The sequence below is a fragment of the Desulfopila sp. IMCC35008 genome (assembly GCF_010646885.2).
Lineage (GTDB): Bacteria > Desulfobacterota > Desulfobulbia > Desulfobulbales > Desulfocapsaceae > Desulfopila.
Genome location: NZ_CP050700.1, coordinates 2620313 through 2645750, shown reverse-complemented (window position 1 = coordinate 2645750; position 25438 = coordinate 2620313). Strand labels below are relative to the sequence as shown.

Annotated in this window: 24 protein-coding genes; 10 read left to right on the top strand and 14 right to left on the bottom strand. The window is 46.5% G+C overall.

The annotated features are described in order from the left end of the window. Positions 1-450, bottom strand: a complete 450-nt coding sequence (locus GA520_RS11625; RefSeq protein ID WP_163340132.1) for a hypothetical protein — start codon at positions 448-450, stop codon at positions 1-3. Positions 451-773: 323 nt separating this feature from the next. Between GA520_RS11625 and GA520_RS11620 the strand changes: the two genes are divergently transcribed. Continuing rightward, positions 774-1760 (top strand): DUF3616 domain-containing protein, encoded by a 987-nt coding sequence (locus GA520_RS11620; RefSeq protein ID WP_163340131.1) that lies wholly within the window; start codon positions 774-776, stop codon positions 1758-1760. A gap of 176 nt (positions 1761-1936) precedes the next feature. On the opposite strand, the gene GA520_RS11615 is transcribed toward GA520_RS11620, so the two are convergent. Then, entirely contained in the window at positions 1937-2578 is a 642-nt protein-coding gene (locus GA520_RS11615) for a DNA-3-methyladenine glycosylase I (protein ID WP_163340130.1), read from the bottom strand. Positions 2579-2965: 387 nt separating this feature from the next. Here GA520_RS11615 and GA520_RS11610 point away from each other — a divergent pair, with 387 nt between their 5' ends. Next, on the top strand, positions 2966-3649 hold the full coding sequence (locus GA520_RS11610) for a DUF6639 family protein (RefSeq protein WP_163340129.1): 684 nt from the start codon (positions 2966-2968) through the stop codon (positions 3647-3649). Positions 3650-3712: 63 nt separating this feature from the next. Here GA520_RS11610 and GA520_RS11605 read toward each other — a convergent pair whose 3' ends face one another. Further along, entirely contained in the window at positions 3713-4648 is a 936-nt protein-coding gene (locus GA520_RS11605; RefSeq protein ID WP_163340128.1) for a multidrug resistance efflux transporter family protein, read from the bottom strand. Positions 4649-5019: 371 nt separating this feature from the next. Between GA520_RS11605 and larA the strand changes: the two genes are divergently transcribed. Then, a complete protein-coding gene (gene larA / locus GA520_RS11600; protein ID WP_163340127.1) occupies positions 5020-6258 on the top strand; it encodes a nickel-dependent lactate racemase in 1239 nt (412 codons plus the stop codon). Between the two features lie 9 nt (positions 6259-6267). Here the strand turns inward: larA and GA520_RS11595 are convergent, their stop codons facing one another. Both GA520_RS11595 and GA520_RS11590 read right to left on the bottom strand, forming a co-directional pair. Next, complete coding sequence (locus tag GA520_RS11595; protein WP_163340126.1) at positions 6268-6795, bottom strand: hypothetical protein; 528 nt, start codon at positions 6793-6795, stop codon at positions 6268-6270. Positions 6796-7091: 296 nt separating this feature from the next. Continuing rightward, the gene (locus GA520_RS11590) at positions 7092-7226 is read right to left on the bottom strand and encodes a hypothetical protein (protein WP_255494432.1); all 135 of its coding nucleotides are present in this window, start codon (positions 7224-7226) and stop codon (positions 7092-7094) included. A gap of 601 nt (positions 7227-7827) precedes the next feature. On the opposite strand from GA520_RS11590, the gene GA520_RS11585 reads away from it, so the two are divergent. From GA520_RS11585 to GA520_RS11555, 7 genes are all read left to right on the top strand, one after another. Beyond that, positions 7828-9456 carry a YeiH family protein gene (locus GA520_RS11585; RefSeq protein WP_163340125.1) on the top strand — a complete coding sequence of 543 codons (1629 nt, stop codon included), beginning with the start codon at positions 7828-7830 and terminating at the stop codon, positions 9454-9456. Between the two features lie 13 nt (positions 9457-9469). After that, positions 9470-9628, top strand: a complete 159-nt coding sequence (locus GA520_RS11580) for a hypothetical protein (RefSeq protein ID WP_167528832.1) — start codon at positions 9470-9472, stop codon at positions 9626-9628. A gap of 132 nt (positions 9629-9760) precedes the next feature. After that, positions 9761-10240 carry a universal stress protein gene (locus tag GA520_RS11575; protein ID WP_163340124.1) on the top strand — a complete coding sequence of 160 codons (480 nt, stop codon included), beginning with the start codon at positions 9761-9763 and terminating at the stop codon, positions 10238-10240. Between the two features lie 3 nt (positions 10241-10243). Then, positions 10244-10813, top strand: a complete 570-nt coding sequence (locus GA520_RS11570; protein WP_163340123.1) for a hypothetical protein — start codon at positions 10244-10246, stop codon at positions 10811-10813. Positions 10814-10921: 108 nt separating this feature from the next. Continuing rightward, on the top strand, positions 10922-12880 hold the full coding sequence (locus tag GA520_RS11565) for a DUF3365 domain-containing protein (RefSeq protein WP_163340122.1): 1959 nt from the start codon (positions 10922-10924) through the stop codon (positions 12878-12880). Further along, entirely contained in the window at positions 12873-14288 is a 1416-nt protein-coding gene (locus GA520_RS11560; protein ID WP_163340121.1) for a sigma-54 dependent transcriptional regulator, read from the top strand. The genes GA520_RS11565 and GA520_RS11560 overlap by 8 nt, the downstream gene beginning before the upstream one ends. A gap of 25 nt (positions 14289-14313) precedes the next feature. Then, positions 14314-14583 carry a hypothetical protein gene (locus GA520_RS11555; RefSeq protein WP_163340120.1) on the top strand — a complete coding sequence of 90 codons (270 nt, stop codon included), beginning with the start codon at positions 14314-14316 and terminating at the stop codon, positions 14581-14583. A 58-nt stretch (positions 14584-14641) separates the two neighbouring features. On the opposite strand, the gene GA520_RS11550 is transcribed toward GA520_RS11555, so the two are convergent. From GA520_RS11550 to GA520_RS11510, 9 genes are all read right to left on the bottom strand, one after another. Beyond that, positions 14642-15055, bottom strand: a complete 414-nt coding sequence (locus GA520_RS11550; RefSeq protein WP_205749389.1) for a flavodoxin family protein — start codon at positions 15053-15055, stop codon at positions 14642-14644. A gap of 161 nt (positions 15056-15216) precedes the next feature. Then, positions 15217-17256: a formate dehydrogenase subunit alpha gene (gene fdhF / locus GA520_RS11545; RefSeq protein WP_163340118.1), complete on the bottom strand. Its 2040-nt coding sequence runs from the start codon at positions 17254-17256 to the stop codon at positions 15217-15219. 55 nt (positions 17257-17311) lie between these two features. Beyond that, entirely contained in the window at positions 17312-18103 is a 792-nt protein-coding gene (locus tag GA520_RS11540; protein WP_163340117.1) for a 4Fe-4S binding protein, read from the bottom strand. A gap of 4 nt (positions 18104-18107) precedes the next feature. Next, the gene (locus GA520_RS11535) at positions 18108-18563 is read right to left on the bottom strand and encodes a hydrogenase iron-sulfur subunit (protein ID WP_205749388.1); all 456 of its coding nucleotides are present in this window, start codon (positions 18561-18563) and stop codon (positions 18108-18110) included. A gap of 68 nt (positions 18564-18631) precedes the next feature. Then, on the bottom strand, positions 18632-20305 hold the full coding sequence (locus GA520_RS11530; RefSeq protein WP_205749387.1) for a CoB--CoM heterodisulfide reductase iron-sulfur subunit A family protein: 1674 nt from the start codon (positions 20303-20305) through the stop codon (positions 18632-18634). A gap of 17 nt (positions 20306-20322) precedes the next feature. Next, positions 20323-21636, bottom strand: coding sequence for a 4Fe-4S binding protein (locus GA520_RS11525; protein WP_304511326.1), 1314 nt, complete (start codon positions 21634-21636; stop codon positions 20323-20325). A gap of 51 nt (positions 21637-21687) precedes the next feature. After that, positions 21688-21855 carry an FAD-dependent oxidoreductase gene (locus tag GA520_RS11520; RefSeq protein ID WP_045707864.1) on the bottom strand — a complete coding sequence of 56 codons (168 nt, stop codon included), beginning with the start codon at positions 21853-21855 and terminating at the stop codon, positions 21688-21690. Between the two features lie 77 nt (positions 21856-21932). After that, complete coding sequence (locus tag GA520_RS11515; RefSeq protein WP_205749386.1) at positions 21933-22352, bottom strand: hydrogenase iron-sulfur subunit; 420 nt, start codon at positions 22350-22352, stop codon at positions 21933-21935. 22 nt (positions 22353-22374) lie between these two features. Further along, positions 22375-25428 carry a CoB--CoM heterodisulfide reductase iron-sulfur subunit A family protein gene (locus GA520_RS11510; RefSeq protein WP_163340113.1) on the bottom strand — a complete coding sequence of 1018 codons (3054 nt, stop codon included), beginning with the start codon at positions 25426-25428 and terminating at the stop codon, positions 22375-22377. Positions 25429-25438 lie beyond the last annotated feature (10 nt).

The following is a 25438-nucleotide window of genomic DNA, read 5'->3' as shown; positions in this document are numbered from 1 at the left end:
TTACTCAAGAACAGCAATTCTCTCCGTTATGATAGCTCTCCTTCCCTTAATTTCGATAGCTTCTATGTTGATCAATTCTCCTTCAATCTCGAGCCACATCCCGTTGAGTTTGGTGAGCTTGTCCTGGTCAGCTGATTGTAAAATAAGCTCGTAAGAGTCACCTTCAGAAGTCTTGATCGAGAAACCAGTAGTTTCTCCACCAATAGCAACAATCCCAGCTGTAATAGCTCCCTGGACCGTAACCTGCTGGATATCATCGCCTTGAAGGCACAGACCGGATCGCTCATCATAGATGATTCCGGAATCGCAAGAGCATTGGCTCGCATGCCCCCAAAGGTTCAAATCATTCGTACATATCCCTACTACTCTTTGTCCAACCCGTGGTGAAGCCATTGCAGGGGAAAAGGTGAATAATACAACACAAATTGCCATGGTTGGTGTTATCTTCATTTCATGCTCCCTGGTATAAAACGATCAAAAACGTTAATCTGGCAGTCAAGACACTACTTGAAGGACGGTTACGTAATGACAGTGGTTTCAGGCGGTCAGGTAAATTTCAATATTCAACTGTGAGTCAGGGTGTAAGATACACAGAATACTATCATGATATCAATATCGGATTACCAAAAAAAAATCCAATACCGATGATATTGTGGAGCCTAGGTTTTTCGTACGTTGAGAAGACTCTTTGAAAAAGCTGCCCCGTGACTTTACAATATGACAGATGGCAGAAGAAGATCTGGTGTCAATTATAAAAATTTGAAAGGATCGTCATGAAAAATAAGCTTCTCATGCAATCAAGAACTCTAACGTTTCCTGTTGTTTTCGCCCTCCTTCATCTCTTTTGCACAGTGGTTGTAGAAGCTGGTGATGTAGCGATAGAAATATCTACATTTGATTCGCTTTATGAACCATCCGGGGTTGTTCAGGTGAAAACAGGGGCGGTAATAGTTATTGAAGATGAAAGGGGAACCCCTCTCTATTTTGTTCGACCTCAACAACGCTCCGAACGGGGTGTTCTGGCACGAGGTAAATCTCTTTCCGTCGGGGTAGAGGTTGATGACCTTGAAGGAATTACTGCTTCCGGTGATTCCACTCTTTTTGCAATTACCTCACATTCAGTTACCCGAAAGGGTAAAAGAAAAGAAGATCGAGAGCAACTCTTGAAGCTGAAGGTACAAAACAATTCGGTAACTTTGACAGGTGAAGCTCATTCGATACAACCCTATGTGATTAAACAACTTCAGCAATTACAGGAATTTGATGAAATATTGATGGATGCAATTAATATTGAAGGATTGAGTTTTGATAAATCCGGGAAGAAACTTCTTGTCGGTCTCCGTGAACCACTATTTAACGGAAAGGCGATTGTTCTTGAAATTCTAAATCCATTCTCGCTTTTTGAAGACAATGAGCCTCCTCTGTTCAGCGATCAGTTGATTCTGTTAGATGTCGGAGGAAGTGGTATTCGTGCGATGGAATACTTTCCTCAATTGAAAAGGTATCTTGTCGCGAGTGAAGTAACCAATAAAAACGGGAAGAAACGTTCGAGGGTCTGGGCGTGGGACGGCACGAAACACAACTCTCCAACGAAAGTTGTGTTGCCAAAATTAAAAGGAATCAGGAATATTGAGGGATTGGCTCCATTGGTATATGAGAACAAACACTTTCTGCTCATCGTTTGTGATGATGGTAAGCGAGGTGAAGAAAAGGGGGCACACTATGTGTTAATACGTAACACTGAGTTCTCTGTTAACTGAGTAAACCCTGGATTATGAGGGGAAATGAAGCAAAATTAGCAGCTTTGGCTGAATAACTTTGACGGTCGTACTATGCAGCACCAGTCTTCTGTTGTTTTGAATAGAGAGAGATCTGTCATGTGGCAACGTTAACCTCTCCAATCAAAAAGGTATCCAGGCAGATAAGATGTAATGCTTTACTGAGGCGGGATAAATTCACGACGTGCCTGTGCCGCTCTTTCGCGTATCGCACACCCCTCTAAATGGTCATTCACAAGTCCCATGGCTTGCATGAAGGCGTAAGCGGTTGTTGGGCCAAAAAACTTCCAGCCGCGTTTTTTAAGATCTTTGCTGAGTAGTTGTGATGTCCTTGTTATAGTTGGAGCGGGGGCGTTGTTGTCATTTTTCCCGATTCCGGGTTCGCGGGTATCAGGTTCCCAAGACCATACGTACTTCGCGAGGCTACCGAATTCATCAACGATTTCAAGTGCCCGTTGAGCATTATTAATGGTCGCCTCGATTTTTCCACGATGGCGGATGATGCCCGCATTTTGCAAGAGGATGGCAACATCTTTATCATCGAATGCAGCAACTCTGTTAAAGTCGAAACCTGCAAACGCATCTCTGAAATTATCACGCTTGCGCAGAATGGTTAGCCATGAGAGTCCTGACTGAAAACCTTCTAAGCATATTTTTTCAAAGAGTCTGATGTCGTCTGCAACTGGAAACCCCCATTCTTTATCATGATATCTACGATAGTCCGGTGGTTCATGTCCCCACCAACAGCGAATGAGATCATCTTCAGCTCTGCATAAAACCTTATTGTTTAATTCGGACATCTTTTTCCTGTTTTTATATTTATAACAAATTGTTTTTTTGAATGGAGAGTGATTTTTTAACCACCTCGATCAGTTCCTAAGGGCTCACGGGATATCTTCCGGTGCATCGAGAAATGATCTCATTGTGGGGGACGCGTCAAGTGGTGCTGATGTACGTAATATATACTTATATATCAATCTGTCATCAACCACATTACAACGTCATCTTGTCGAGGACGAGTACCAATACCCCGCAAATACGAGACACTGTAATTGCCGGTAAAACATGAAGCAGCCCTTCCTGGAGCGCATAGTTGATTGGCTACATAATACTGACAATCAGATAAAAAGAATTATTGTTACTAATCTGCTTCTACTTTTTACTTTCCCAGTACGAGTGAGGTGCAAATGCGTCACGCAAGCGTTGTTTTCTTAACTATTGCATACCTTTTCATTTTTGCCTCTGAATCCTTGGCAAAAAAATGTCCCAACCAATCCATGGTGGATGTTCTTGCTGGAGATGGTGAAATCGAAGCCATGATCTGCGATGCATCCGACCATGCCCTTCATCTGCTCAAACAGTACGATCTATTGCCGAAGAGACAAATATTCATTGAGGTAATTGAACAGGGGATTGACCATCTTGGTTATAAGGCGTTTGGCAGCTATGATATCCGAAAGGATAAGATACAAGTCATGTCATTTCGATCAATTATTGAGAATAACAATAACCCAACCATGTATGATGAACCATTTGATCGTATTCATTATTTTGGTACTATTGTGCATGAAATTACCCATGCGGTTTTCCACCATCATTCAACAGCAGATGCGCCTGGGCCGGCACCCCAGGAATATCTGGCCCATGCCATTCAACTCTCTTCGCTTCCGGAAAACAGAAGGAATCAAGTAATCCTGGCAAACAATGAAATTGCCTGGGTGTCTGGGGATGCGATCAGTGATATTTATATGGCTTTACAACCAGGGCGATTTGCGGTGAAGTCCTATAAACATCTTACCTCGATGAATGACCCTCAAAGCTTTATCAAAATCCTTTTAAATGCCAAATGGTTTTATGTCTATATCCCATAAATAGAAGAACAACCGCCGGTACTTAAGCTTTTAATATTGTCTCGAATATTGCTGGATAACTTCTCAACCATCCTGAAATCTTATGAAGAGGATGAGTCCTGCCATTATCAAAATGAGACCAGTTATTGAGGTAACTGTTGGAGTGCTTCCTCCAAGAAATAGAATTCCTCCCAAGAGCGCAAATATGACTTCGCTGGCCTGGGTAGCATCAACTCCGGCAAGTTCCCCCGGTGTTGATGCCAAATTCCTGGCAAAAAGAAATAGAGACGTAGCAAACACCCCGGAGAGAAGTGCCACCAATAAGGTGTTTGCTATCTGGTCTGCACTGGGGGCAGGGGGGTGTGATGTGAGGATGAGCACGGCCCAGAGAGGGAGAGACCCTGCAGTCATAAGGAGCACCTTATTAAAGACGTTCTCAAGCAATGGGGAGGCAATGTCAGGGATCCTGGTATTGCCTCCATGGCTTGCTTCCCATACCAGTTGATTTCCGAGGGGGTAACAGAATGCAGCCAAAAGTACGGGGGCACCTCCGTATAAAAGGGCTTTCAGGCTAAACTCCTCAATGTGGGATACATTAACGAGGAGGACCCCTATAAAAATGAGCAACGAAAAGAGCCAGACACGATTTTTAAACGAATGCCCGAACAGCATAAACACAAATAGGCTTGCCACAACAGTGAATTGCCAGGTCGCTGCTATGACCCAGCCTGGTGAAAAGTCGGCACTGAAACAGATGAGTGAGTAGAATCCGCCGAAGCCTATACTGCCGGTAAGAACCCAGAATTTCCAGTATGAGTTGAAGAGACGGGTAAGAGCCGAAAGTTGTTGTATGCCGCCATTAAAGAGTGCAATGCCTGTCAGCAGCAGAAACATAAAGAGGTAGCGAAGTGAAGCAGACCAGACCCAATGCCCTCCTTTCAGGCTCATGAGTTCATTGAGTATAAATGTTGAGCTGAAAAATGCACCGGATAAGACACCCAACAACAGTAATTTCGCCATTTATCTGACTCCTCTCTGGACCCTGATTACTGCAGAATTGATTGAAAAAGGTAGTATGGTGGTGTTAACCTGGTGGATGAAGTCCTTACCACTTATAAGCAAAACCTGAAGGCATTAGACTGCCACTTCAGCCTCCCTGGATGCTGAAAACTAGAAGAGAATATATTATCTGTCAATGGGTTGATTGCGACCAGATAACAATAGGCACTCAAAATAATTAAACGCTCATTATATGGCTATGGCCTGCAGTAGAAAGATGGTGGCCTGGTCTGGTAAGTGTTGTGTCGTTGAGTGTCCTTGAGTAGGTTGGGTAGAGGTTTTTCGTTCAGTATGCAAAATTCGAGTCTGGTAACAATTGCAGGGAGATTATTATGGCTGTGGCTCAACTCAAATATGGGATAGGAACCATTCAATTCTCGTTGTCCGGACAGGTTAAGGAGTTAAAGGTTGGCGATCCAGAAGTTGATATAAATAAAGAAAACTTTATCGACAAGTTCACAACTCTCTTGAGTGAAAAAGCTGAGGTTAAAAATGCTGCCATCGTTGTAGCCGATAAGACAAGACTCTGCGGGTATGAAACTATTCTGCCATGGATTGTGCAGGCTTTGCATGCTAAAGGGCTGGGGCCGGAGCAGATATGTTTCTATATCGCCTATGGAACCCATCCTCCGCAATCAGATGAGGAGAGCCGGGCAGCGTATGGAGAGATTTTCGATCGCTACACCTTTGTCCATCATGACTGTCACGATGAGGATACTTTTATACAACGAGGTGAAACAGTAAGAGGAACTGCCGCAAAAGTAAGGAGGGATGTGATAGAGTCGGACCTCATCCTGACCGTTGGTGCAATCTCCCACCACTATTTTGCAGGATATGGGGGAGGCAGGAAACTCCTTTTCCCCGGGGTTGCTGAAAGAAGTGCGATCTACGCAAACCATAGCCTCTTCCTGGATACAGAAGAGAAGAGCCTCTCAACAGGCTGTTGGCCAGGTAACCTGGAGGGGAATCCCCTGGCAGCTGATCTTGAAGAAATCCATGACATGCTACCTGAATATTTATCGATCCACGCTTTACTGAACAGTAAGGGAAAACCTGCACAATATTTTTTTGGCAGGAGTTATGACAACTTCCTGGACGTTTGCAGAGAACTTGATCGCTATTACCGGGTTGATGTGGATGAACAATTTGGTATGGTTCTCGCCTCAGCAGGAGGGTACCCGAAAGACATCAATATGATTCAGGTTCATAAATCGGTCCATAATGCTGCAAACCTTGTTAAAGACGGTGGTACACTCATAATTCTTGCAGAATGCAGAGATGGGGTTGGGTCAACGACATTTTTGCCCTATTTCCGGATGGGCGGTAGAGAAAACACCTTTGCGGAACTGGTGAATGCGTATGCCGGCAATGGTGGGACGGCCCTTGCGATGATGGAAAAAACAAGCCGGATAAACATTGTGATGATGACTCGGTTAGAAGAAGAGCTTTGTCGGGAAATAGGAGTACAACCAGCTTCACAGGAGGAGGTTCAGGCTTTGATTGATAAACACACCGGGTCTTTTGCCTTCATATCCAATGCCTCCCTTTTTACTTCCAGGCGAATGACCTGAGTGTGCTGATCATAACTGGTAATGACCTGATTCGTCCTTTTTAGGACCAAGAACCCTGAGGTTGGGAAACATCTTGCGGCCTATTAGGAAAGAAAGGGTCACGATCAAGAACAGGGTGAGCAGTTTCAAAACTGAGAGTCCATCCGGTGCCCCTTTCAACAGTGCGGTCTCAAAAATATCGACGAGAAACCATAATCCCATAATCCGGTATATTCCCCCGTGAAACCTGAAGGTAAAATAACAGAAAACGAGAGGTACTCCGGCTGTCAGTACCAGAAATATTGTGGGTTCACCCTGTGGTATCGGGAGTCCGCTAATGATACTTAAAACTGAGTAGACGATAAGCAACAGGCAGAGCAATGCGTTATGACGCAAATATCGGGTACGCAGGCTGTCCTCCGGTATGGAAGCAATACAGTAGGCAATTTTGCCAGTATCAGCTGGGTTCGCAGCAGACATACTTGTAAAAATATCTCTTCGTGAGCTGCCGTGCTGCAGTTGTGCGAGAGCACTTTCCGTTATCTCCTTAATTCCCATTGTCCCAATCCGTTTTTTTTAATTAATAAGTGAACCTTGTGAGGCTTAAAAACAAAGAAAGTTTTGCTTTCTGAACCCACCTTGAAGCAATGGGGTCGTAATGGTAAAATAGATAATAATAAGCATAAAAGCGTCAGGAGGCTATAAGATGATTATCTGGCTCCCCACTCCCCTGTACCATTTCTTTCCGATGCTCTGTGTTATTATCGGGTTCTTGGTCATTATGTTTATGCAAAATTTGTTCGGGGTTTTGATTGCTGCCTGCCTCTATATATACTCCTACAGGATATTGTGGCTCAGGTTGCCAACAGAGGGAACTCAGGAAAACTGAAGAATTCTTTTGGCGCCTTTTGCATATCCACGATTTGTCTCAAAAGGATTGCAACTTCGTAGTGCATCATTTGTGCGCTGTCATTTACCATTTCCTGCATCGTATTCCTGCTATGCGAAAAGTTGGTTTTCTTTACACCCCACGTTCGTAGTATAAACACGAGTTCATACATTTAGCCCTAATTTCTCACCAGCTCAGGCGACACCAGCTCGACACGATGTTCCTGGGGGCATGAAAAATCCAGGTTAACCTGGATTTTTCGTGAGTCGAAGTGGCCATCTCTTCTCGCCCGATAGGTGAAAAATAAGAGTGAAAGTTCTCATAATATTTGGGTACAAAATGTACCCGGAGTTGCACCTGTAGTCGCTTATTTAACACCCGGCCCTCCAAAGTAATCAAAATATAGAGAGCGTTTTTACGAAATGTTCGCGTTGATGCTAACTCCGGGCAACAGTGTTGCCCGGAGGTGTCACATTTTAGGAGGTTTCAGGTTGTTAGTCAATTAATCTCCAGGCTCTACTGTATTTAATATGATGTAAAAGTAGTTGTTTATCTTGTGTGTCATTGAAATGTCACAAGGTGGTATAGATTCTGCTATAACCTCTCTGTTACAAGAAAACGTGCTGTATGACGTATCGACTGAGGGGCCGAACAAGGAAATTCATACAGCACAGAACTATTCACCTAACGGGAGGACATTCATGTCTAACGCACAACGGAACATGCCGGTTTTTATAATGTCCGGCATACTTCTCATTTACGGGCTTATCGCTTCCTCTGGAGCGCTGCTGCCTGTCATGAAATACCTGAGCACCCATAAAACAATGGATCTTCAGGTTACACTCAGTCTGATCATTGCCGGGGTCGGAATTTTGGGGGCTGTAATCAATACAGTCCGGGAACCCCAGGACACCATTCTGGATCGCTTTTTTTTGCGTCCGATTGGTGGCATTATTCTGCTGCTTGCGCTGGCCATGTTCATTCGCTGGTACGCCGAGCCAATGGTTAAAATCTGGAGTAAGGCGCTGGAGCCTGTACTCGGATTTGCAATCTACAAGATCATGAACCTCAACTACGTTGTTCTTGGTCTTCTCACCGGTGTTGTTATTACCAATACAGTCGGGATTCCCAAGTTTGCCGGTGAAGGTGTGAAGTGCGCCCGTTTTGTTCTGAAAATGGGTGTTATCATGCTGGGTGCACGGTACAGTTTTGCCGAGCTCGCAAAACTTGGTGTATATTCTGTATGGTTGATCGGTTTCTTTGTTCTCGGAACCGTTTTCCTGGTTCTCTGGCTTGGCAGCGTCTTCAAGCAGCCCAAGACCATGACCGGCGTCTTATCTGCCGGTATGGGTGTCTGTGGTGTTTCTGCCACTGTTGCTGTTGCACCTGTCGTCAAAGCCAAGAGTGAGGAGATGGCATACACAATCGGTACCATCCTCTCGTTCGGTATTCTTTGCATGTTTATCTTCCCGACCGTGGGTAAGATGGTTGGCATGAATCCGGTGCAGTTCGGAGCATGGGCAGGTACCGGAATCCTCAACTCTGCTCAGGTTGCCGCTGCAGCCCTTGCGTTCAATGCTGTTGATATCAAGACCCTGAAAGTTGCTGAAATTTTCAATATTACCCGTGTACTTTTTCTGCCTATTATTGTTTTGGTACTCGCTACCTGGTTTGGCAAGGAGTCCGGCCAGAAGCTCAGTTTCAAATCTGTTGTTATTGATAAATTCCCAATTTTTATTCTTGGTTTTCTGTTGCTGTTTGTCATGTCTTCCATGGGGCTTTTTTCGCCGCCGAACCATTATAAAGGGAAATTCATCGATGTAAGCTATAACGAACGTACACAGATCACAGATGAGGAATGGAATACTCTTGATGGGGCGCTGAAGGCAGGGACCATTACCGGGCTCACCGAGGTGCAGATGAAAGCTGTGCAGGATCTTCATAAACAGCACCAGATTGCAGGTAACTTTGAAGAACGTGACAACAAGAAACAGTTTGACCTGGTGGGCCGTGAACGTATGACCGAGCTTCAGGGTGTTCTTGCTGCTGCAAAGGCAAAAGAGATTAAGCTTGATAGTGAAGTTAAAGGTGTTATCAAGCACGCAGTCAAGCAGGTTCACAAGAAATCGAAGACGGTCACCGTTCTCACCGATTTCATGATCTGGTTTTTTGCCTTCGGCCTCATTGGCCTTGGCATGCAGATCACCAAGAAAGCAATTTTCCAGGCAGGCGGCTGGCCACTTGTTATTGGTGGCATCTCGGGTATTGCCAAGGCAACATTATCCTTTTTTGTTGTTCTCTGGCTGGTTAAGGATGTTGTTTTACATTGATAGGAGATAGAATATGAGTGAAAATAATAAAGACCAAAACGAGAACGGTAAAAAGCTGGAAGAAAGAGCACTCTCCGTATTTTCCAGTGAACGAAGTGAAGACATAACGGCCCTGGTGTTTTGCCTGATTACCACTTTTGGGGTGCTCCTTTTTACCAAGTGGCTCGTATAATCGGTCATTAACCGTTCAAACTCCCTGGCAGGAAAAAGAGGGGAGAGATTGACAAACTCGACCCGTGATTGCAATAATATATTGTGATCACGGGTTTTTCAGTTCAAAAATAGTTGTATTTGCGAGTATCTCATGTTTACCAATATTCTGTTGTGCACACATGGTTCAGAAGGGGCGAAACAGGCTGAAAAATATGTTTTCGAAACCATGCTTCCCGGGGTGTCGGATGTTCAGCTGACTATACTTACCATCGTTGACAAGGACTGGTCCGTTATGACTGGGGATGATTGGCTGAACAGCTCTGGAACCAGGAACAGGTTTATCGACTATGTCGATGAACAGCTTGGCCGTGAAATTACTGAAGACTGGGAAAGGATTCGTGTCACTTATTCAGTATCTGAGAATGTCCGGTTCATGAAAGTTGCTGGCGATATTGAGGAGACCATCGCCGAGGTCGCCGAAGAGTTGAATTCTGAGGTTGTGGTACTGGGCGGCTTTATGAAAAAACCATTTCGGCTCACCTCTGTAAAAATGTCCCCTGGTCTTGCGGCACGTATATCAAATGAGAAACTACATCCTCTTCTTCCATGTCCCTTGTTGACAGTCACCTGAAATATGAAGAAAGAATACGAGTTAAAACTGCAGATCACCGATAAAACCCTGGAGATATTCCCAGGAAAACTGATTGATGCCGAAAAGCTCATTCGCCTCAATCCACTCTGGACGGTTCTTTCGTTCAAGCAGGATGGTGATACTTTTCAGGCTGAGTTGAAAGACTACAGCTCTGAGAGAGAATTTATCCTGAATGGCAGTTTTGTGAGCGGCACGCCTGCGATGCTCAATGTGGAATTTACTGAAGGGGATTATAATTTTCTTTCCATCACGCCGGTTAAAGACAACTATCTTGCGACGGTGGTTTATACGGATCCTGAATTTGAGGAGGAATCTGAACTGGAGCGCCATACTGTCATGTGGCTCAGGGGGATTCAGGAGTATCTGCGGCTCTATCAGAAAAAAACGATAAACACCGTTTTGTTTCGATACATAATGAACCGTATTGTCCTGACAATGACACCGTCACAACGGAAGATTTGTCTGATGCTTTTGCGACTGACAGTTGTTGAAGTTGTGGTGATTCTCATTATTGTAATCGGCTATGTGTTTTTTGTGCTAAACCGCAACTAGAGAATATATCACCTGGTCATTGTTTAAGTAATAACAGGTTGTGGCGTACTGCTTGGTAGTTTAGCCCCAAGGTAATGGAGAGGAAACGTGTCAGAAGATAGACGCATAATGAAACAGACTCGTGTGCAGACCAAGTTTTTGCTGGGACTGGCAGCTATTCTTCTCTTTTTTGTCGGATTGAGTTCCGTAACCGTCTACCATAACGCCAAAAAAACGCTGGAAGAGGAGGCCTACGAAAAGACCGAGCTGGTTATGACTGCCATGGCGGCAAACCGGAAATATGTTCGTGAAATACTTCGGCCTAAGATGTACGAGACGCTTGAAGATGAAACATTTATCCTCGAGGCAATGTCCTCGTCATTCGTGAGTCGTTCCGTTATGGAGAGGGTAAATGAAACCCTCAAGGATTTCTCGTATCGCAGGGTCGCGGTCAATGCTCGAAACCCTCATTACGAGGCCAACTCCATCGAAGCTGAAATGATTGACAAATTCAGGGAAAACCCTGAAATGGATGAGTGGCACGGTATTGTTGATTTCGAGTCCAGGCGATATTATATGCGTTTTCAACCTGAATACCTTGCAAGCTCCTGTACCTATTGTCACGGGGATCCGGCAGATGCACCCCGGAAAATAATTGATCTGTATGGCGATAGCAGGGGGTTTTATCGAACCCCCGGAGAGGTGGTCGGACTTATCAGTGTTGGCCTTCCCGTTGATCTCAGTCTTGCCAAGATCAAGGAGTCAGCTATTGCAGCTTTTATGGTCGGCATTCCACTTATCCTCGCTCTTTATACAATTATCAGCGTATTTTTTAATCGTTTTATTGTCCAGAATCTCCACAACCTGCTCGATATCTTTAAAGAAGCATTAAAAGATGAGAGGGACGTTAGCGATGAGACATACTCACGGAACATAGATGAGATTGATGAACTGAATCAAGCGGCAAAAGTGATTGCAAGTGAATTGAAGAAGAACAGACAGCAACTTGAGAACTATACCGAGCAGTTGCTGCAGGGGAAGGAGTTACTGCAGTCGGTGTTCGATGGTATTTCGGATCCTGTCATCTTGCTTGACCATTGTGCACGTATTAAAATAGTAAACCAGGAATTTCTTAAAAGACACGGACTTATACTCGAAAAAATACTTGATCTGACTCCTCTTGAGTTGCAGCTGCAAAATCAGTGTCCGCTTACACTTTGTGAAGATGTGTTCCGGGAGATGCCGGATGCACCGGTAACAAAAGAAGTCAGGCTTCCGAATGGAGAGATTTTTCTTATCTACTTTTACCCGATTCAATCAACAATAGGGGTTGTGGATAACCTGGTTTGTTATGTTAGGGATATTACCGAGCAAAAGAAGCTTGAAACCAAAATACAACAGACCGAAAAGCTTGTTTCAATGGGGCAGCTTGCCGCGGGTATTGCTCACGAGATCAATAATCCACTTGGGGTCATTCTGTGCCATATTGACCTGTTAAAAGATGAACCAGAGTTGTCTGATGAAGCTAAAGGTGACTTGAAAATTATAGAGAAACATGCAGGAAACTGCCGTAACATTATTGCCGATCTGTTAAAATTTGCACACCAGCAGAGGACTGTAAAAGCGCCTGCTTCGATAAATCCCATTATCTCTGAGGTGGTTTCGATGGTTGCATCGCAGTTTCAGAAAAATAGAATTGATATGGTGATGGAACTCCAGGAAGATCTGCCGGAGTTACTTCTGGATGTTGATAAAATCAAACAGGTGATCCTCAACCTGCTGATAAACAGCTCACATGCGATCAATAAAGACGGGACGATAACTATACGCAGCTCGTTAAATAGAGCTACTGATAGTTGTACCGTCGTGGTTGAAGACACCGGCGTAGGTATAGCTGAGGAGAAAATTGCGAAAATATTCGATCCGTTCTTTACCACCAAGCCACCGGGCAAGGGTACGGGGCTTGGGCTGTCCGTCAGTTATGGCATTATCAAAGATCACAATGGTGACATCAGGGTAGAGAGCAAGACTGGACAACCTACCAAATTTATAATTTCCCTGCCGGTAGTGGAGACAGGACATGAATAAACACCACTTGCTGATCGTTGACGATGAGGTGGATATGTTGAATGGCCTCAAAAGAATGATTGCCAAAGAGTTTCCCGGTATCTCGGTGGCCACCGCAGCAGGCGCCAAAGAGGCCCTTTATTATCTGGAAGATAATGATGCAGAGCTAGCGCTGTTGGATATTCAAATGCCGGGAATGAGTGGCCTGGAATTGCTTGAGGAACTTACTAACCATGATCCATGGATTACCGTGGTGATGATGACAGGTTTTGGCACCATTGAAACTGCTGTTGAGGCTATTAAGCTCGGAGCTTATGATTTCATAACCAAACCTTTTGACCGGGAACTGTTGACCAGGACCATGAGCAAGGCGCTCGAACGTTCTAGGCTGCTGCGAGAGAATTATAATCTCAAGCAACAGGTATGTGATAAGCAGATTGCCACAGAATTTGTTGGGGAATCCGAGCCGATGAAACGATTTCAATCCAACCTGCAGACGGTGGCACGATCAAATTATACAGCGCTTATCCGTGGTGAATCAGGTACCGGGAAAGAACTGGCTGCGCGAGCCATTCACACCCTCAGTAAACGATCAGACAAGCCACTTGTCATGGTTAACTGTCCGGCTATACCGGAACACCTTCTGGAATCGGAACTGTTTGGTCATACCCGTGGCTCTTTTACAGGGGCGACCCATGACCAGAACGGACTTTTTGCAGATGCTGATGGCGGTACGATATGCCTTGACGAGGTGGGTGATATACCAATTGGATTACAGGCCAAACTACTTCGTGTCCTGCAGGAGCAGGAGATTAAACCGCTCGGTGCCTCACGAACCAGGAAAATAGACGTACGAGTCATTGCCCTTACCAACCTGGACCTGGAAAGTATGATTGCCGACAGGCAGTTCAGGGAGGATCTTTTTTACCGATTGAATGTCGTTACCCTCACGACCCCGAGTCTACAGGAGATCAAGGAGGATATCCCTGCATTGGTAGCACATTTCAGTAAGAAGGTGGCATGTGAGCTAGACCTCCCTCTCAAAAGATTCGATGAGCGCGCATTGGCCGCTCTTTGTCATCGGAAGTGGCCGGGGAATGTACGAGAACTCCAGAATGTCATTCGCAGGACTGTTATGTTCTGCCCTGAGGAGGTTATCACTCTAGAGTATCTGCGGGGTGTTGAACCACCGCAGCCGCAGGGTGACAAAAATTCCGATATGATCATGATCGATGGAGAGCTCGAGCCATATAAAGAGGCCAAAGAACGGTTGGTTGATTCGTTTACTACGGAATACATACGAACCCTGCTGGAGAAAACCGGGGGGAATGTAAGCCACGCCGCTGAAATTTCGCAACTCTCAAGAGTTGCACTGCAAAAAATCATCAAACGTCACGAGATAAACGCCAATGACTTCCGGAAGTCGTAGAAATGAGGAAGTCTTTTACTTTGATATGACAGTTCAAATGAAAAAACGCTCTATACTCACACCAATTTTAGTCGGTTTAGCCATTGTTGCACTGATGGTTATCATGGCAGTGACGAATGTGTTTCAGCCACTTATCCAGTTTATCCATACTGGTGAGATAACGCCAATAGAGGCAATTTGGTGTTTCCTGGCTACCGTTCTGGCTTTTGGCCTTACCCTGAAGTTTCTCATTATGCTGGGTGGATATTTTTTGCCGAAAGCAGAAGAGAGACGGGGGCGGGATGATCGCAAGTGAGCTTTATAAAAAATTTATCCTTACCTGTAGCCATGGCTGTACTGTGTAGTGACGGGTGTTAAAATATCCCGAACTCAACCCCGGCAGCAAGGGTGTGCCCAAGTTCTTCAATTTTCGCTAAATCCTGTTTGGAGGGTGGTCCTGTAATACGAAGGGGAGGCTGTACTTTTTCCCATTTGTAGCCGGCTGCAATTCTCTCGATTTGAGTAATTGCCCCCCTGCCGTCATTACCTGCACACACGAACACTACGTAAGACAGCCCAATAGTTTTTTCCCGGGCAACATTATAAGTACGATCAAAAAAGTCCTTAATCATGCCGGCCATGGTTCCGAAATACTCGGGTGAGCCTATCGCAAGACCGTCGCAGTGGAGCAAATCGGAGAGAGTCGCATCACCCGCCCTTTTGCAGACAATGTCGACACTCTCTTCCTTTGAAGCTCCTTTAGCAAAATGGCGGGCCATGGTTTCCATGGTGCCACCTTGTGAGTGGTATATAATAAGAATGTTTTTTCTTTTTCCTGTCATGGTAATGTTTTGGTCAGCTGAAAAAATAAGACCGCTGAATAAGGGTGAAATGTATCACAATTATTCAGCGGTCTTAGCGTGAAAAGCCAGGAAGAGACTGGTCTTTATCAGGCAGCCTTTTTAATGTTGACGGCGCACACTTTAAGCTCCGGGATCTTACAGATTGGATCGTGAGCTGGATTGGTCAGGATATTGGCGCAGCTTTCAATAAAGTGAAAAGGCATAAATACCGAACCATCTTCAACGCGTTTGGTGATTTCAGCTTTTATATCAACACTTCCTCGTCGTGACGAGACTGTCACAATATCACCATGCTTAATTTGCATGCGTGCAGCATCATTTTGGCTGATTTCAAGAAAACCTTCCTTAATCTCAGCATCAAGGGTCGGCGAATTCCTGGTCATGGTACCGGTATGGTAGTGGGCGAAAACCCTGCCTGTTGAGAACCAGAAAGGATATTCATCGTCAACAATCTCGGCAGGCGGTTTGAATTCGATTCCATGGAACAACCCTTTACCGCGGGCAATTTTCCCTTTGTGCAGGTAGCGGGTACCTGGATGGTCCTCAGTGGGACAGGGCCATTGTATTCCTACACCTTCAAGTCTCTCATAGGTGATACCGCCGTAAGACGGGGTGAGGGATGCCATTTCAGAAAATATTTCTTCAGGGCTGTCATAGGACATCGGGTAACCGAAACGGGTTGAGATATCCTGAATTATCTGCCAATCCTGACGGCCTTCGCCGAGCGGCTCCACTGCTTTGCGAACTCGGGTTACACGCCGTTCGGTATTTGAGAAGGTACCGTCCTTTTCGGCAAAGGAAACGCCAGGCAGGACCACATCGGCCAGCTCAGCAGTGGCGGTAAGAAAGATATCCTGGACGATCAACAGCTCTGTTTTTGCCAGTGCCTTTTTGACATGTGTCACATCCGGGTCACTGACCACGGGATTTTCACCCATGATATAGAGCGCCTTAACAGTACCTGTATCAATTCCTTCCAGCATTGCAGGAATGGTCAGGCCAACTTCAGTTGAGACCTCATCAACCCCCCACGCCTTGGCGAATTTTTCGGCAGCAGCCGGGTTGGTGACCGGCTGGTAGGCGGTATAAACGTTTGGCAGTCCGCCCATATCACAGGCACCTTGTACGTTGTTCTGGCCTCGAAGAGGGTTGACCCCGCATGACTCTTTGCCAAGGTTACCGGTAAGCATGGCAAGATTTGCTACCGACTTCACATTATCAACACCAGTAGTATGCTGGGTTATACCCATACAATAGACCAGAGAAGATTTCTCAGCGGTGGCATAGTATTTGGCGATCTGGCGAATGGTGTCTGCTTCGACGCCACAGACATCGGCCGCCATCTCCTCGGTAAATCCTTCAATAACTTTTTTACAAGCTTCAAATTCTTCTGTTTGGTCATCAATAAAAGCCTGGTCATGCCAACCATTTTTGAGGATGACATGCATGATACCGTTTAAAAGGGCTACATCGGTCCCCATCTTATGGCTGGCATAGATGTCGGCAACTTCTGAGATATGCACCTTGCGGGGATCGATAACTATCACCTTGGCCCCGTTTTTCTTGGCCTTAAATATACGGGTAGCTACCAGTGGGTGGGCCACAGTCGTGTTGGATCCGATAATAAGAATGCAGTCGGCTTCCTCCAATTCGCTGATGGAATTGGTCATCGCTCCACTTCCGAATGATGCGGCAAGACCTGCCACAGTTGGAGAGTGTCAAAGCCGGGCGCAATGGTCAACATTGTTGGTGCCGACCCCCGCGCGGGCAAATTTCTGATAGAGATAGTTTTCTTCGTTGGTCACCCGGGCAGAGGTCAGAAAACCTATGGAATCAGGTCCGTTTGCCTCCTTGATTTCACGAAGTCGGGTGGCTGTGTAGTCAATCGCCTCTTCCCACTCGACTTCAACCAACTCGCCGTCCTTTTTGACCAGCGGCTTTTTCAAACGGTTCTTGTTGCGGATAAACTCATGTACATTCCATCCCTTAATGCAGAGTTTCCCCTGATTCACGGGACTCGTTTTACATGGAATGGTGCCGATCGGCTCACCGTCGAGCACTTCCAGGTAGAGATTGCAGCCACAACCACAGTATGTACAAGTCGTGAGTACTGTCCTGTAATCCATAGTTACTCCTTACACTTCATATCTTTCAACGCGGCAGCAAGCCGGTTGGTTGAAGCTATTTGTCTATCTTGTTGAGTGGTGAACGCTGTCCACGCTTGATTCCGGTTTGGAAGTCAAACTTGTCGCCCATAATACTGTTAACTTTCTTATAAAGTGTTCTGAGCGGGATATCGGAAGGACAGGCTTCTTCACAAAGACCGCAATCAATGCATCTGCCTACCATGTGCATGGCCCTGGTGTGATGAAATACCGGAATCTCGGGTGGTAACTCACCGCTTTTTACCAGTTCGTCACACTTCAGACTGCAGTCGTTACAGAAACACATCGGGCAGACATTTGAACAACCGTAACACTTGATGCATTTGACAAACTCATTCATCCAAAAATCAAATCTGTCAGCAAGAACCATGTTGTCCACTTCAGCAACAGAAGAAGATTCTCGGCCTTCGGCAACTTCCCCGGCAACAATGTCCTGGGGGAAAGGCTGCGCACATTCGCAGGCATCAGCCAGTTCCTGCGGACAGGCTATACCTACGGTTACTACCTTTTCAGGATTAAGCTGGTTCCAGGTATAAAGCGTGGTTAAAGCTCTGTCATCACACCCTCTGGTTAGTATTCCAAAGGTGTCTTCCGGATACGCCTTATAAATATTGGTCAGATATTTGGTGAGCGGATAACGGGCATCTCCTGCCTTATCCTGGTCTCCCAAAACCATGATGTCGAGTTCGTCCACGCTTTGGTACAAATGCGGGGCAACATGTCCATTTTTCTGAGCCAGTCCGAGAAAACCTTTAATTTCCCCGGAGTCCAGCAACTCTTTGACTTTGTCCTTAATTGCTTCAATCATTTCGTTACTCTGCCTCGATGGGTTCTACCACATCACCACGATAATCCTTCTTTAGCGGCGAAGGTCCTAATTCGCGCAACTCCTTAATAAAAGTATTGAATTCGTGGACAAGCTCGGGTGCTTCTGCCGAAGATACCCAACTGGCCTTCAGGCGGCGATCATCTATGCCGCTGAACTTGAGCATTTCCTGCAGTACGGTCACTCGTTTTTCTGTAGAATAATTACCATACAGGTAATTGCATTCGCTGAGGTGTCATCCACCGACAAAGACACCGTCTACCCCCTTCTGGAAGGCGAGGAGTATATGGTGTGGAGACACGCTCCCACTGCACATAACCCGGACAGTACGAACATTCGCCGGGTACTGCAATCGACTGACCCCAGCCAGGTCAGCAGCGGCGTATGCTCACCAGGTACACAAAAAGCATACAATTTTCGGTTCGAAAATGTCGTTACTCATCTGTTAGTTCCTTTTATTTGGGTTCTTAGTGCAAAATCGCGTATCAACATCAAGTTATCGGATGACAGTTATATGGCCCGGATCTGGGCCAGGATCTGCTCCGGTTTATATCCTCGTAATATGGCACTGTGCGAAGGACAGGTGGAGGCGCAATTGCCACATCCTTTACAGAGAATGTCTTTCACCTCGCAGACACCTGTATCGCGGTTGTATGTTATTGCATCGTATGGGCAGACGTTGAGACAACCCATACAGCCAACGCAGGTCTCCTCAAGGATTTCGGCAACAATTGCGCTTTTTACCAGCTTGTCCTTAAACAGGATTGCACCGATACGTGACGCGACGCCAAGTCCCTGCGTTCGTGCTTCAATGGAGGTTGCAGGATAACGGGCGCTGCCGCAGATGAATATTCCGTCGGCGGCGAAATCGAGCGGACGAAGCTTGGCATGAGCCTCCAGGAAAAAACCGTTTTTATCGGTCGGTACCCGCATGAGGCCGGCGACATCTGCAGCATCCTCACGCGCAACGAGTGGTGTAGAGAGCACCACCAGATCGCTCTTGAGTTCCTTCTTGGTTCCGATCACAGCCTGTTCAAAGGTGACCTTACCGTTACCGACCTCGGGTGTGGTCTCTCCGTCATAGACATGGAAATGTATTCCCATACCACGAGCATCCCACAAGAGCTGTTCTTTCTCGTCTCCGTACATTTGCATATCGCGGTAAATAACATTCACCTGGGCCAGCGGAAACCGGCTCTTAATATACATTGCGTTCTTTACGGCAGTGAGGCAACAGATTCTGGAGCAATATTCACGTTCATCATTACGGGCACCGGCACATTGGATCATGGTAACGGAGGTGCCTTTGAAGGAGCCGGTTCTAAACTGCTGCTCAAGCTCCATCTGGGTGATAACGTTATCACCGTTATGACCCAGTAACCCGTTCTCAATGAGTGGTACCGCACCGGTTGCTACAACGATACAACCTACAGTTTCGTTAATCTTGCCGTTTTCTGTTTCGATGGTAACGGCAAAGTTGCCGATATAACCGGTAATCTCCGTGACCTTGGAACTTGTAAACGGGGTGACGCCCGGAATGGATGCAACCTTGCCTGCGAGATCTGAAATATAATCTTCAGCAGACTGCCCGTTTTCCAGTTGATGCAGATTTCTGAGTAATCCGCCAAACTGGGCTGCTTTTTCAACCAGCAGTACTTCAAGTCCCATACCGGTGAGTGCCTCAGCTGCAGACAGACCTGCTATACCGCCGCCGATTATGAGAATTTTCCTCGTAAGGGAAGATTCAATATCATCCTGCGGTTCAAGAGTTGTACTCTTGGCAACACCCATCCTGACCAGATCCTTGGCTTTGGAGGTAGCTATGTCTCTTTGCCCCATATGAACCCATGAGCACTGATCACGGATATTGACCATCTCGAAGAGATAAGGATTAAGTCCTGCTTCGGCACAGGATGAGGCAAACAGGGGATGGTGCGTTCGAGGGGAACAGGAAGCGACAACAACTCTGTTAAGATTATTATCCTCTATCGCTTTTTTTATCTCGACAATTCCAGATTCCGAACAGGTGTAGAGGTTTTCCTTGGTAAAAACAACACCTGGGAGAGTGCCTGCATACTCGGTTACGGATGAGCAGTCGAGATGACCGGCGATATTGGATCCACAATCGCAGATGAAAACACCGACACGTAGATTCTCTTTTGTATTTTTGCTCTTCTTATCCATGTCCATTCACACCTTTGTCAGGAAACCTTGAGAAGATTTTCGTGCGTTACGGCCTGCACTGCCCTTGATGCGGCGCTGGATGCCTGGGCAACGGATTCCGGGATGTCCATGGGGGAGTGGGCACAGCCACAGACAAAGATACCTTCCTTGCTGGTGTCCAGTGGTTTTTCCCGGCTGGTTGTAAAGAAGCCGAACCGGTTAATCTCGATGCCAAGTATTTCGCTGAGATCATGCATCCCCGCAGTAGGTGCACAAGCCGTTGCAAGCACTACCATATCGAATTCTTCACGCTTGACCACCTGTTCCTGGGTATCTTCGTACACCAGCACAGGGTTGTCATTGGGGCCGCCGACTATCTCAGCGACGCGGCTGCGTTTGTAAGTGATATTAGAGTTGTTGTTGCCCCGTACTTTATACTCATCGAAACCTTTACCAACCGCACGTATATCCATACCGAAAATGGTAGAGGTTGTTTCGGTGTCATGTTCGTGCGCGATGATGGCTTCCTTGATGGAGTGCATACAGCAGAAACCGGAGCAGAAGGGATAAAAACGCAAATCCCTGGAACCAACACACTGGATAAAGGCGAGCTTCTTGGCGGTGGTAAAGTTTGCCGCACGCTCTTTTAAAGCTGTTAACTCCTTATCAAGTGCCAGGTGGTCTTTGTATTTTGCGGCCCATTGCTCAAGATTATCGTCGCCCCCGGACCCTTTTGCCTCATACTCCTTAAAAAAATCAACAGAACTCTTACCGTTTTTGTCTTCAAAGCGGGCGAGTGTCCTGAGTGAACGTGTTTCCTGTTTTTCGAGTTCCTTGATTCTCTTGGTAACCGTTATATCAGACGGACGATCCATATGGCCGTGGGTTGGACCGCTCGCGCTCAGGAATCTTTCAAATTCGATAGCTGTTACAACATTGGGCAAATCGCGATAGCGATATTCCGGAATCTTGACCGGATCGAAAACATCGTACCCTACAGCAGTGATTATGGCCCCGATATCAAGATTCAGAACTTCATCTTTTTGTTCGAAATCGATAGCATTAGCCTCGCATTTCTTCTGGCAGATACCGCATTTTTTTCCGTTAAACACCCGGCAATGATCCGTATCAATGGCATGTGTTGACGGTATACCCTGCGCAAACCAGCTGTAGATAGCTTTGCGGGTGGAGTGCTTTTCGTTATAGAGATCGAGGACGTCAGTTGGGCATTTCTCGGTACAGGCACCGCAGCCGGTACATTTATCCGCATCTACATAACGGGCCTTCTTGCGGACTTTTACCTTGAAACAACCGACACTTCCTGAAACCTCTTCAACTTCACTGTATGCCAATAACTCTACATTGGGATGTCGACCGACATCCAGCATCTTCGGCGAGAGTATTCAGATGGCACAGTCATTGGTGGGAAAGGTTTTGTCGAGCTGGGCCATCTTACCACCGATACTTGGCAATCGCTCTACCAGGTGTACCTTGAAGCCCATCTCGGCAAGATCCAGTGAAGACTGGATACCTGCAATACCTCCACCTATAACAAGCATGTCCTTGTTCACTATCTACCTCCTGTTAAGGCAGTTAAAAGGGTAGCCTAAAAACGTGTTTTAAAAGGTACCCATTAAAAAAAAATATCCTAGGCGGCCTCTTCGAGTGCTAGAGGGCCTAGTTTAGTTATCTCTTCAGAAAAGCTTGTGGCTACCTCGGCGAATTTCGTTCCTTCTGCAGAAGAAATCCACTCGAGACGAACCCGATGAGGATCGATACCAAGTATCTCGACGAGTTCCTTGGCAGATCCGAAAACTTTTTCAGCCTTTACATTACCTTCCAGGTAATGGCAGTCGCCGATGTGTCAACCGGCGACAAGGATACCGTCGGCCCCGCTCTTGAACCCTTCCAGGATAAAGTTGGGGTTAATCCGGCCGGAGCACATGACTCTCACAATGCGCAGGGTCGGCGGGTACTGAAACCTGCTGACGCCAGCCAGATCCGCTGCTGAATAGGCGCACCAGTTACAGGCAAAGACTAGAATATTTGGTGTAAATTCCACGGACATTTCATCATTCCTATAAATATATTTATCTGTCAAACGCCGTTTCAACCATTGTTAACACTTCTTCATCGCCAAAATGTCGGATTGAGGCAGCACCTGTCGGGCAGGCTACTGCACACATGCCACATCCCTTGCATAATGCTTCCTGCACGGCGGCGATTTTTACGTCATCTTCGTTTGTCACAACACTAATGGCGTTGAATGGGCATACCGATTCACATTCGCCACATCCTCGGCACATAAAATCTTGCACGAAGGAGACTACACCCTCAACCGTTATCCTGTCTTTAGAGAGTGTTACCGCAGCTCTTGAGGCAGCAGCAGCAGCCTGGGCTATGGATTCCTCTATCGGTTTCGGGTAGTGGGCCATACCGGCCAGGAAGATTCCAGCTGTTGCAAACTCAACGGGCCGCAGTTTAGCGTGTGCCTCGTTAAAAAAGCTATCACTGTTGCATGATAATTTGAACATCTGGGCAAGCGGTTCATTGTTTCGTGGTACGATGGCAGCAGCAAGGACCAGCAGATCGATTTCGATCTCGATATCCATGTCGAGAATATGATCTTTTACTTTTAGCAGTAATCCATCATCAGAGCTTGTTACGACCGGCTTATTATCGACATCGTAGCGAATGAAAATGACCCCTTTTTCACGTGCTTCTTTATAGAGCGATTCGCGACGACCATACGTACGGATGTCCCGATACACGACAAACACATTTGTATCAGGATTGGCATCCTTGAAGTTGATCGCAGATTTTATGGAGTGGGTACAACAAACTTTAGAGCAGTAAGGGCGCTCCGGTTCACGCGAGCCGACACACTGGATAAAGGCGACGGAGTCAACCTGGGTGATTGTCTTATTGCCTTCACCCCAGGCTTTATCGAGTTCAAGATGAGTCATGACCCGGTCATTCTGCCCGTATAGGTATTCGCCAGGTACGCTTTCTACCGCCCCTGTGGCGACGATAACAGCACCATGTTTGAATTCAAGGTCTTTGCCCCCCTGATCCACGGTAGTTTCAAAATTACCGATAAAACCTGACGAACTCTTCACCGTTGATTCAGGATAAACCGTTATTGCCGAATGGTTTTGAACATTTTCAACCATCTGGGACAGGTTGTCGCTGATTGACTCGCCCTGCCATGTTTTGGCGAGCACACGGGCATTTCCACCAAGCTCTTTTTCCTGTTCGACGAGGTGGACGGCGAAACCCTGATCAGCAAGACCAAGAGCAGAAGTCATACCGGCAATACCACCACCGATAACAAGTGCACTCCGGTCAACGCCAATCGATGGTTGGCTGAGGGAGGTGATAAGACGGGTTCGGGCTACCGACATACGGACAAGGTCTTTTGCCTTGATGGTTGCCGCTTCCTTATCATTACTATGTACCCAGGAACACTGGTTGCGGATATTAGCCATTTCAAAGAGGTACTTGTTCAGCCCGGCATCACGCATGGTTTCCTGGAAGAGTTCCTCATGTGTTCGTGGTGTACAGGCGGCTACAACAACCCTGTTGAGTCCCTCTTTTTCTATAACCTCCTTCATCTTCATCTGGCTATCCTGGCTACAGGTAAAGAGGTTCTCTTCAACATAGGTAACCCCAGGCAACCCTTTAGCCATCTCGGCAACAGCAGGGACATCGACAGTTCCACCTATGTTCGTCCCACAGTTACAGACGAAAACACCTATCTTGGGCTCTTCGGTTGCTATGTCTTTTTCATCCGGATAGGTTTTCGTTTTAGTCAGCTCACCGCGAGCCTTAGCCAGATCGGTTTCGGCCCAGCAGGCAGCGGCGCTGGCTTCCATTACTGAGTAAGGGATGTCTTTTGGTTCCTGAAAAGCACCACAGACATAAATACCCTCACGGGAGGTCTTGACCGGCGAAAAACAGTCCGTATTGGCAAAATTGTCACTGTTTAATTCGATTTCGAGGGTGCCCGCCAGGTCGATGACCTCTTTGGGCGTCTCCATACCGACGGAAAGGACTACCAGATCAAACTGTTCTTCCTGGGTTACGCCTTTATCATCGACGAACCTGAGATTGAGGCTTTTTGTTTCGGTGTCTTCGACAATGGAGTGGATTCGGGTGCGGATAAAACGAACGCCCTGTTCATCACGAGCCCGGTCGTAATAGGATTCGAATTCCTTGCCGTAGGTTCGCATATCCATATAAAATATGGCGGTGTCGAGATCGGTATGTGCATGTTCTTTGGCAATGACCGCCTCCTTGACCGCATACATACAGCAGACAGAGGAACAATACCCGTGGGCGCAGCGATTAATGTCACGCGAGCCTACACATTGCAGCCAAGCGATTTTCTTCGGTTCTTCGCCATCCGAAGGTCGCACAAGATGTCCCTGGTAGGGGCCCGTGGCACTGAGGATACGTTCCATCTCCATGGAGGTGACAACGTTCGCATAATTGCTGTATTGGTAGTTATCCAGGTCTTTGGGTTCGTATGGTTTAAAACCAGGTGCCAGAATAACGGAACCGACATTCAGTGTGACGATCTCTTCTTTCTGGTCGAAATCGATGGCATCGGCCGGACAGATTTTCTTACAAAAGCCGCACTTGCCATTTTTATTGAAGTAGATACAACTGTCAGCGTCGATAGCATACTTGAGTGGAACGGCCTGCGGATTGTCGACGTAGATCGATTTTCTTTTGGCAAGATCAGCGTTAAAGGGGTCGCTGACTTTCTTGGGGCATTTTTCAGCACATTCCCCACAGGCGATACATTTATCCATATCGACGTATCGGGGATGTTGAACCAGTTCAACATCAAAATTGCCAGCGTCACCGCTGACAGATTTGATTTCTGATAACGTTTTAAGCTCGATGTTCAGGTGCCGGCCGACCTCGACCAGTTTAGGTGAGATTACTCACATCGCACAGTCGTTGGTGGGGAACGTCTTGTCCAGTTGGGCCATCACCCCACCGATCGAAGCCGACTTCTCCACCAGGTAGACATAAAAACCCGAATCCGCAAGGTCGAGTGCGGTCTGCATTCCTGCAATACCACTGCCTACGACGACGACCGAGCCTTGAACGTTTTGAGGATTTACTGAGCTCATCTCATTTCTC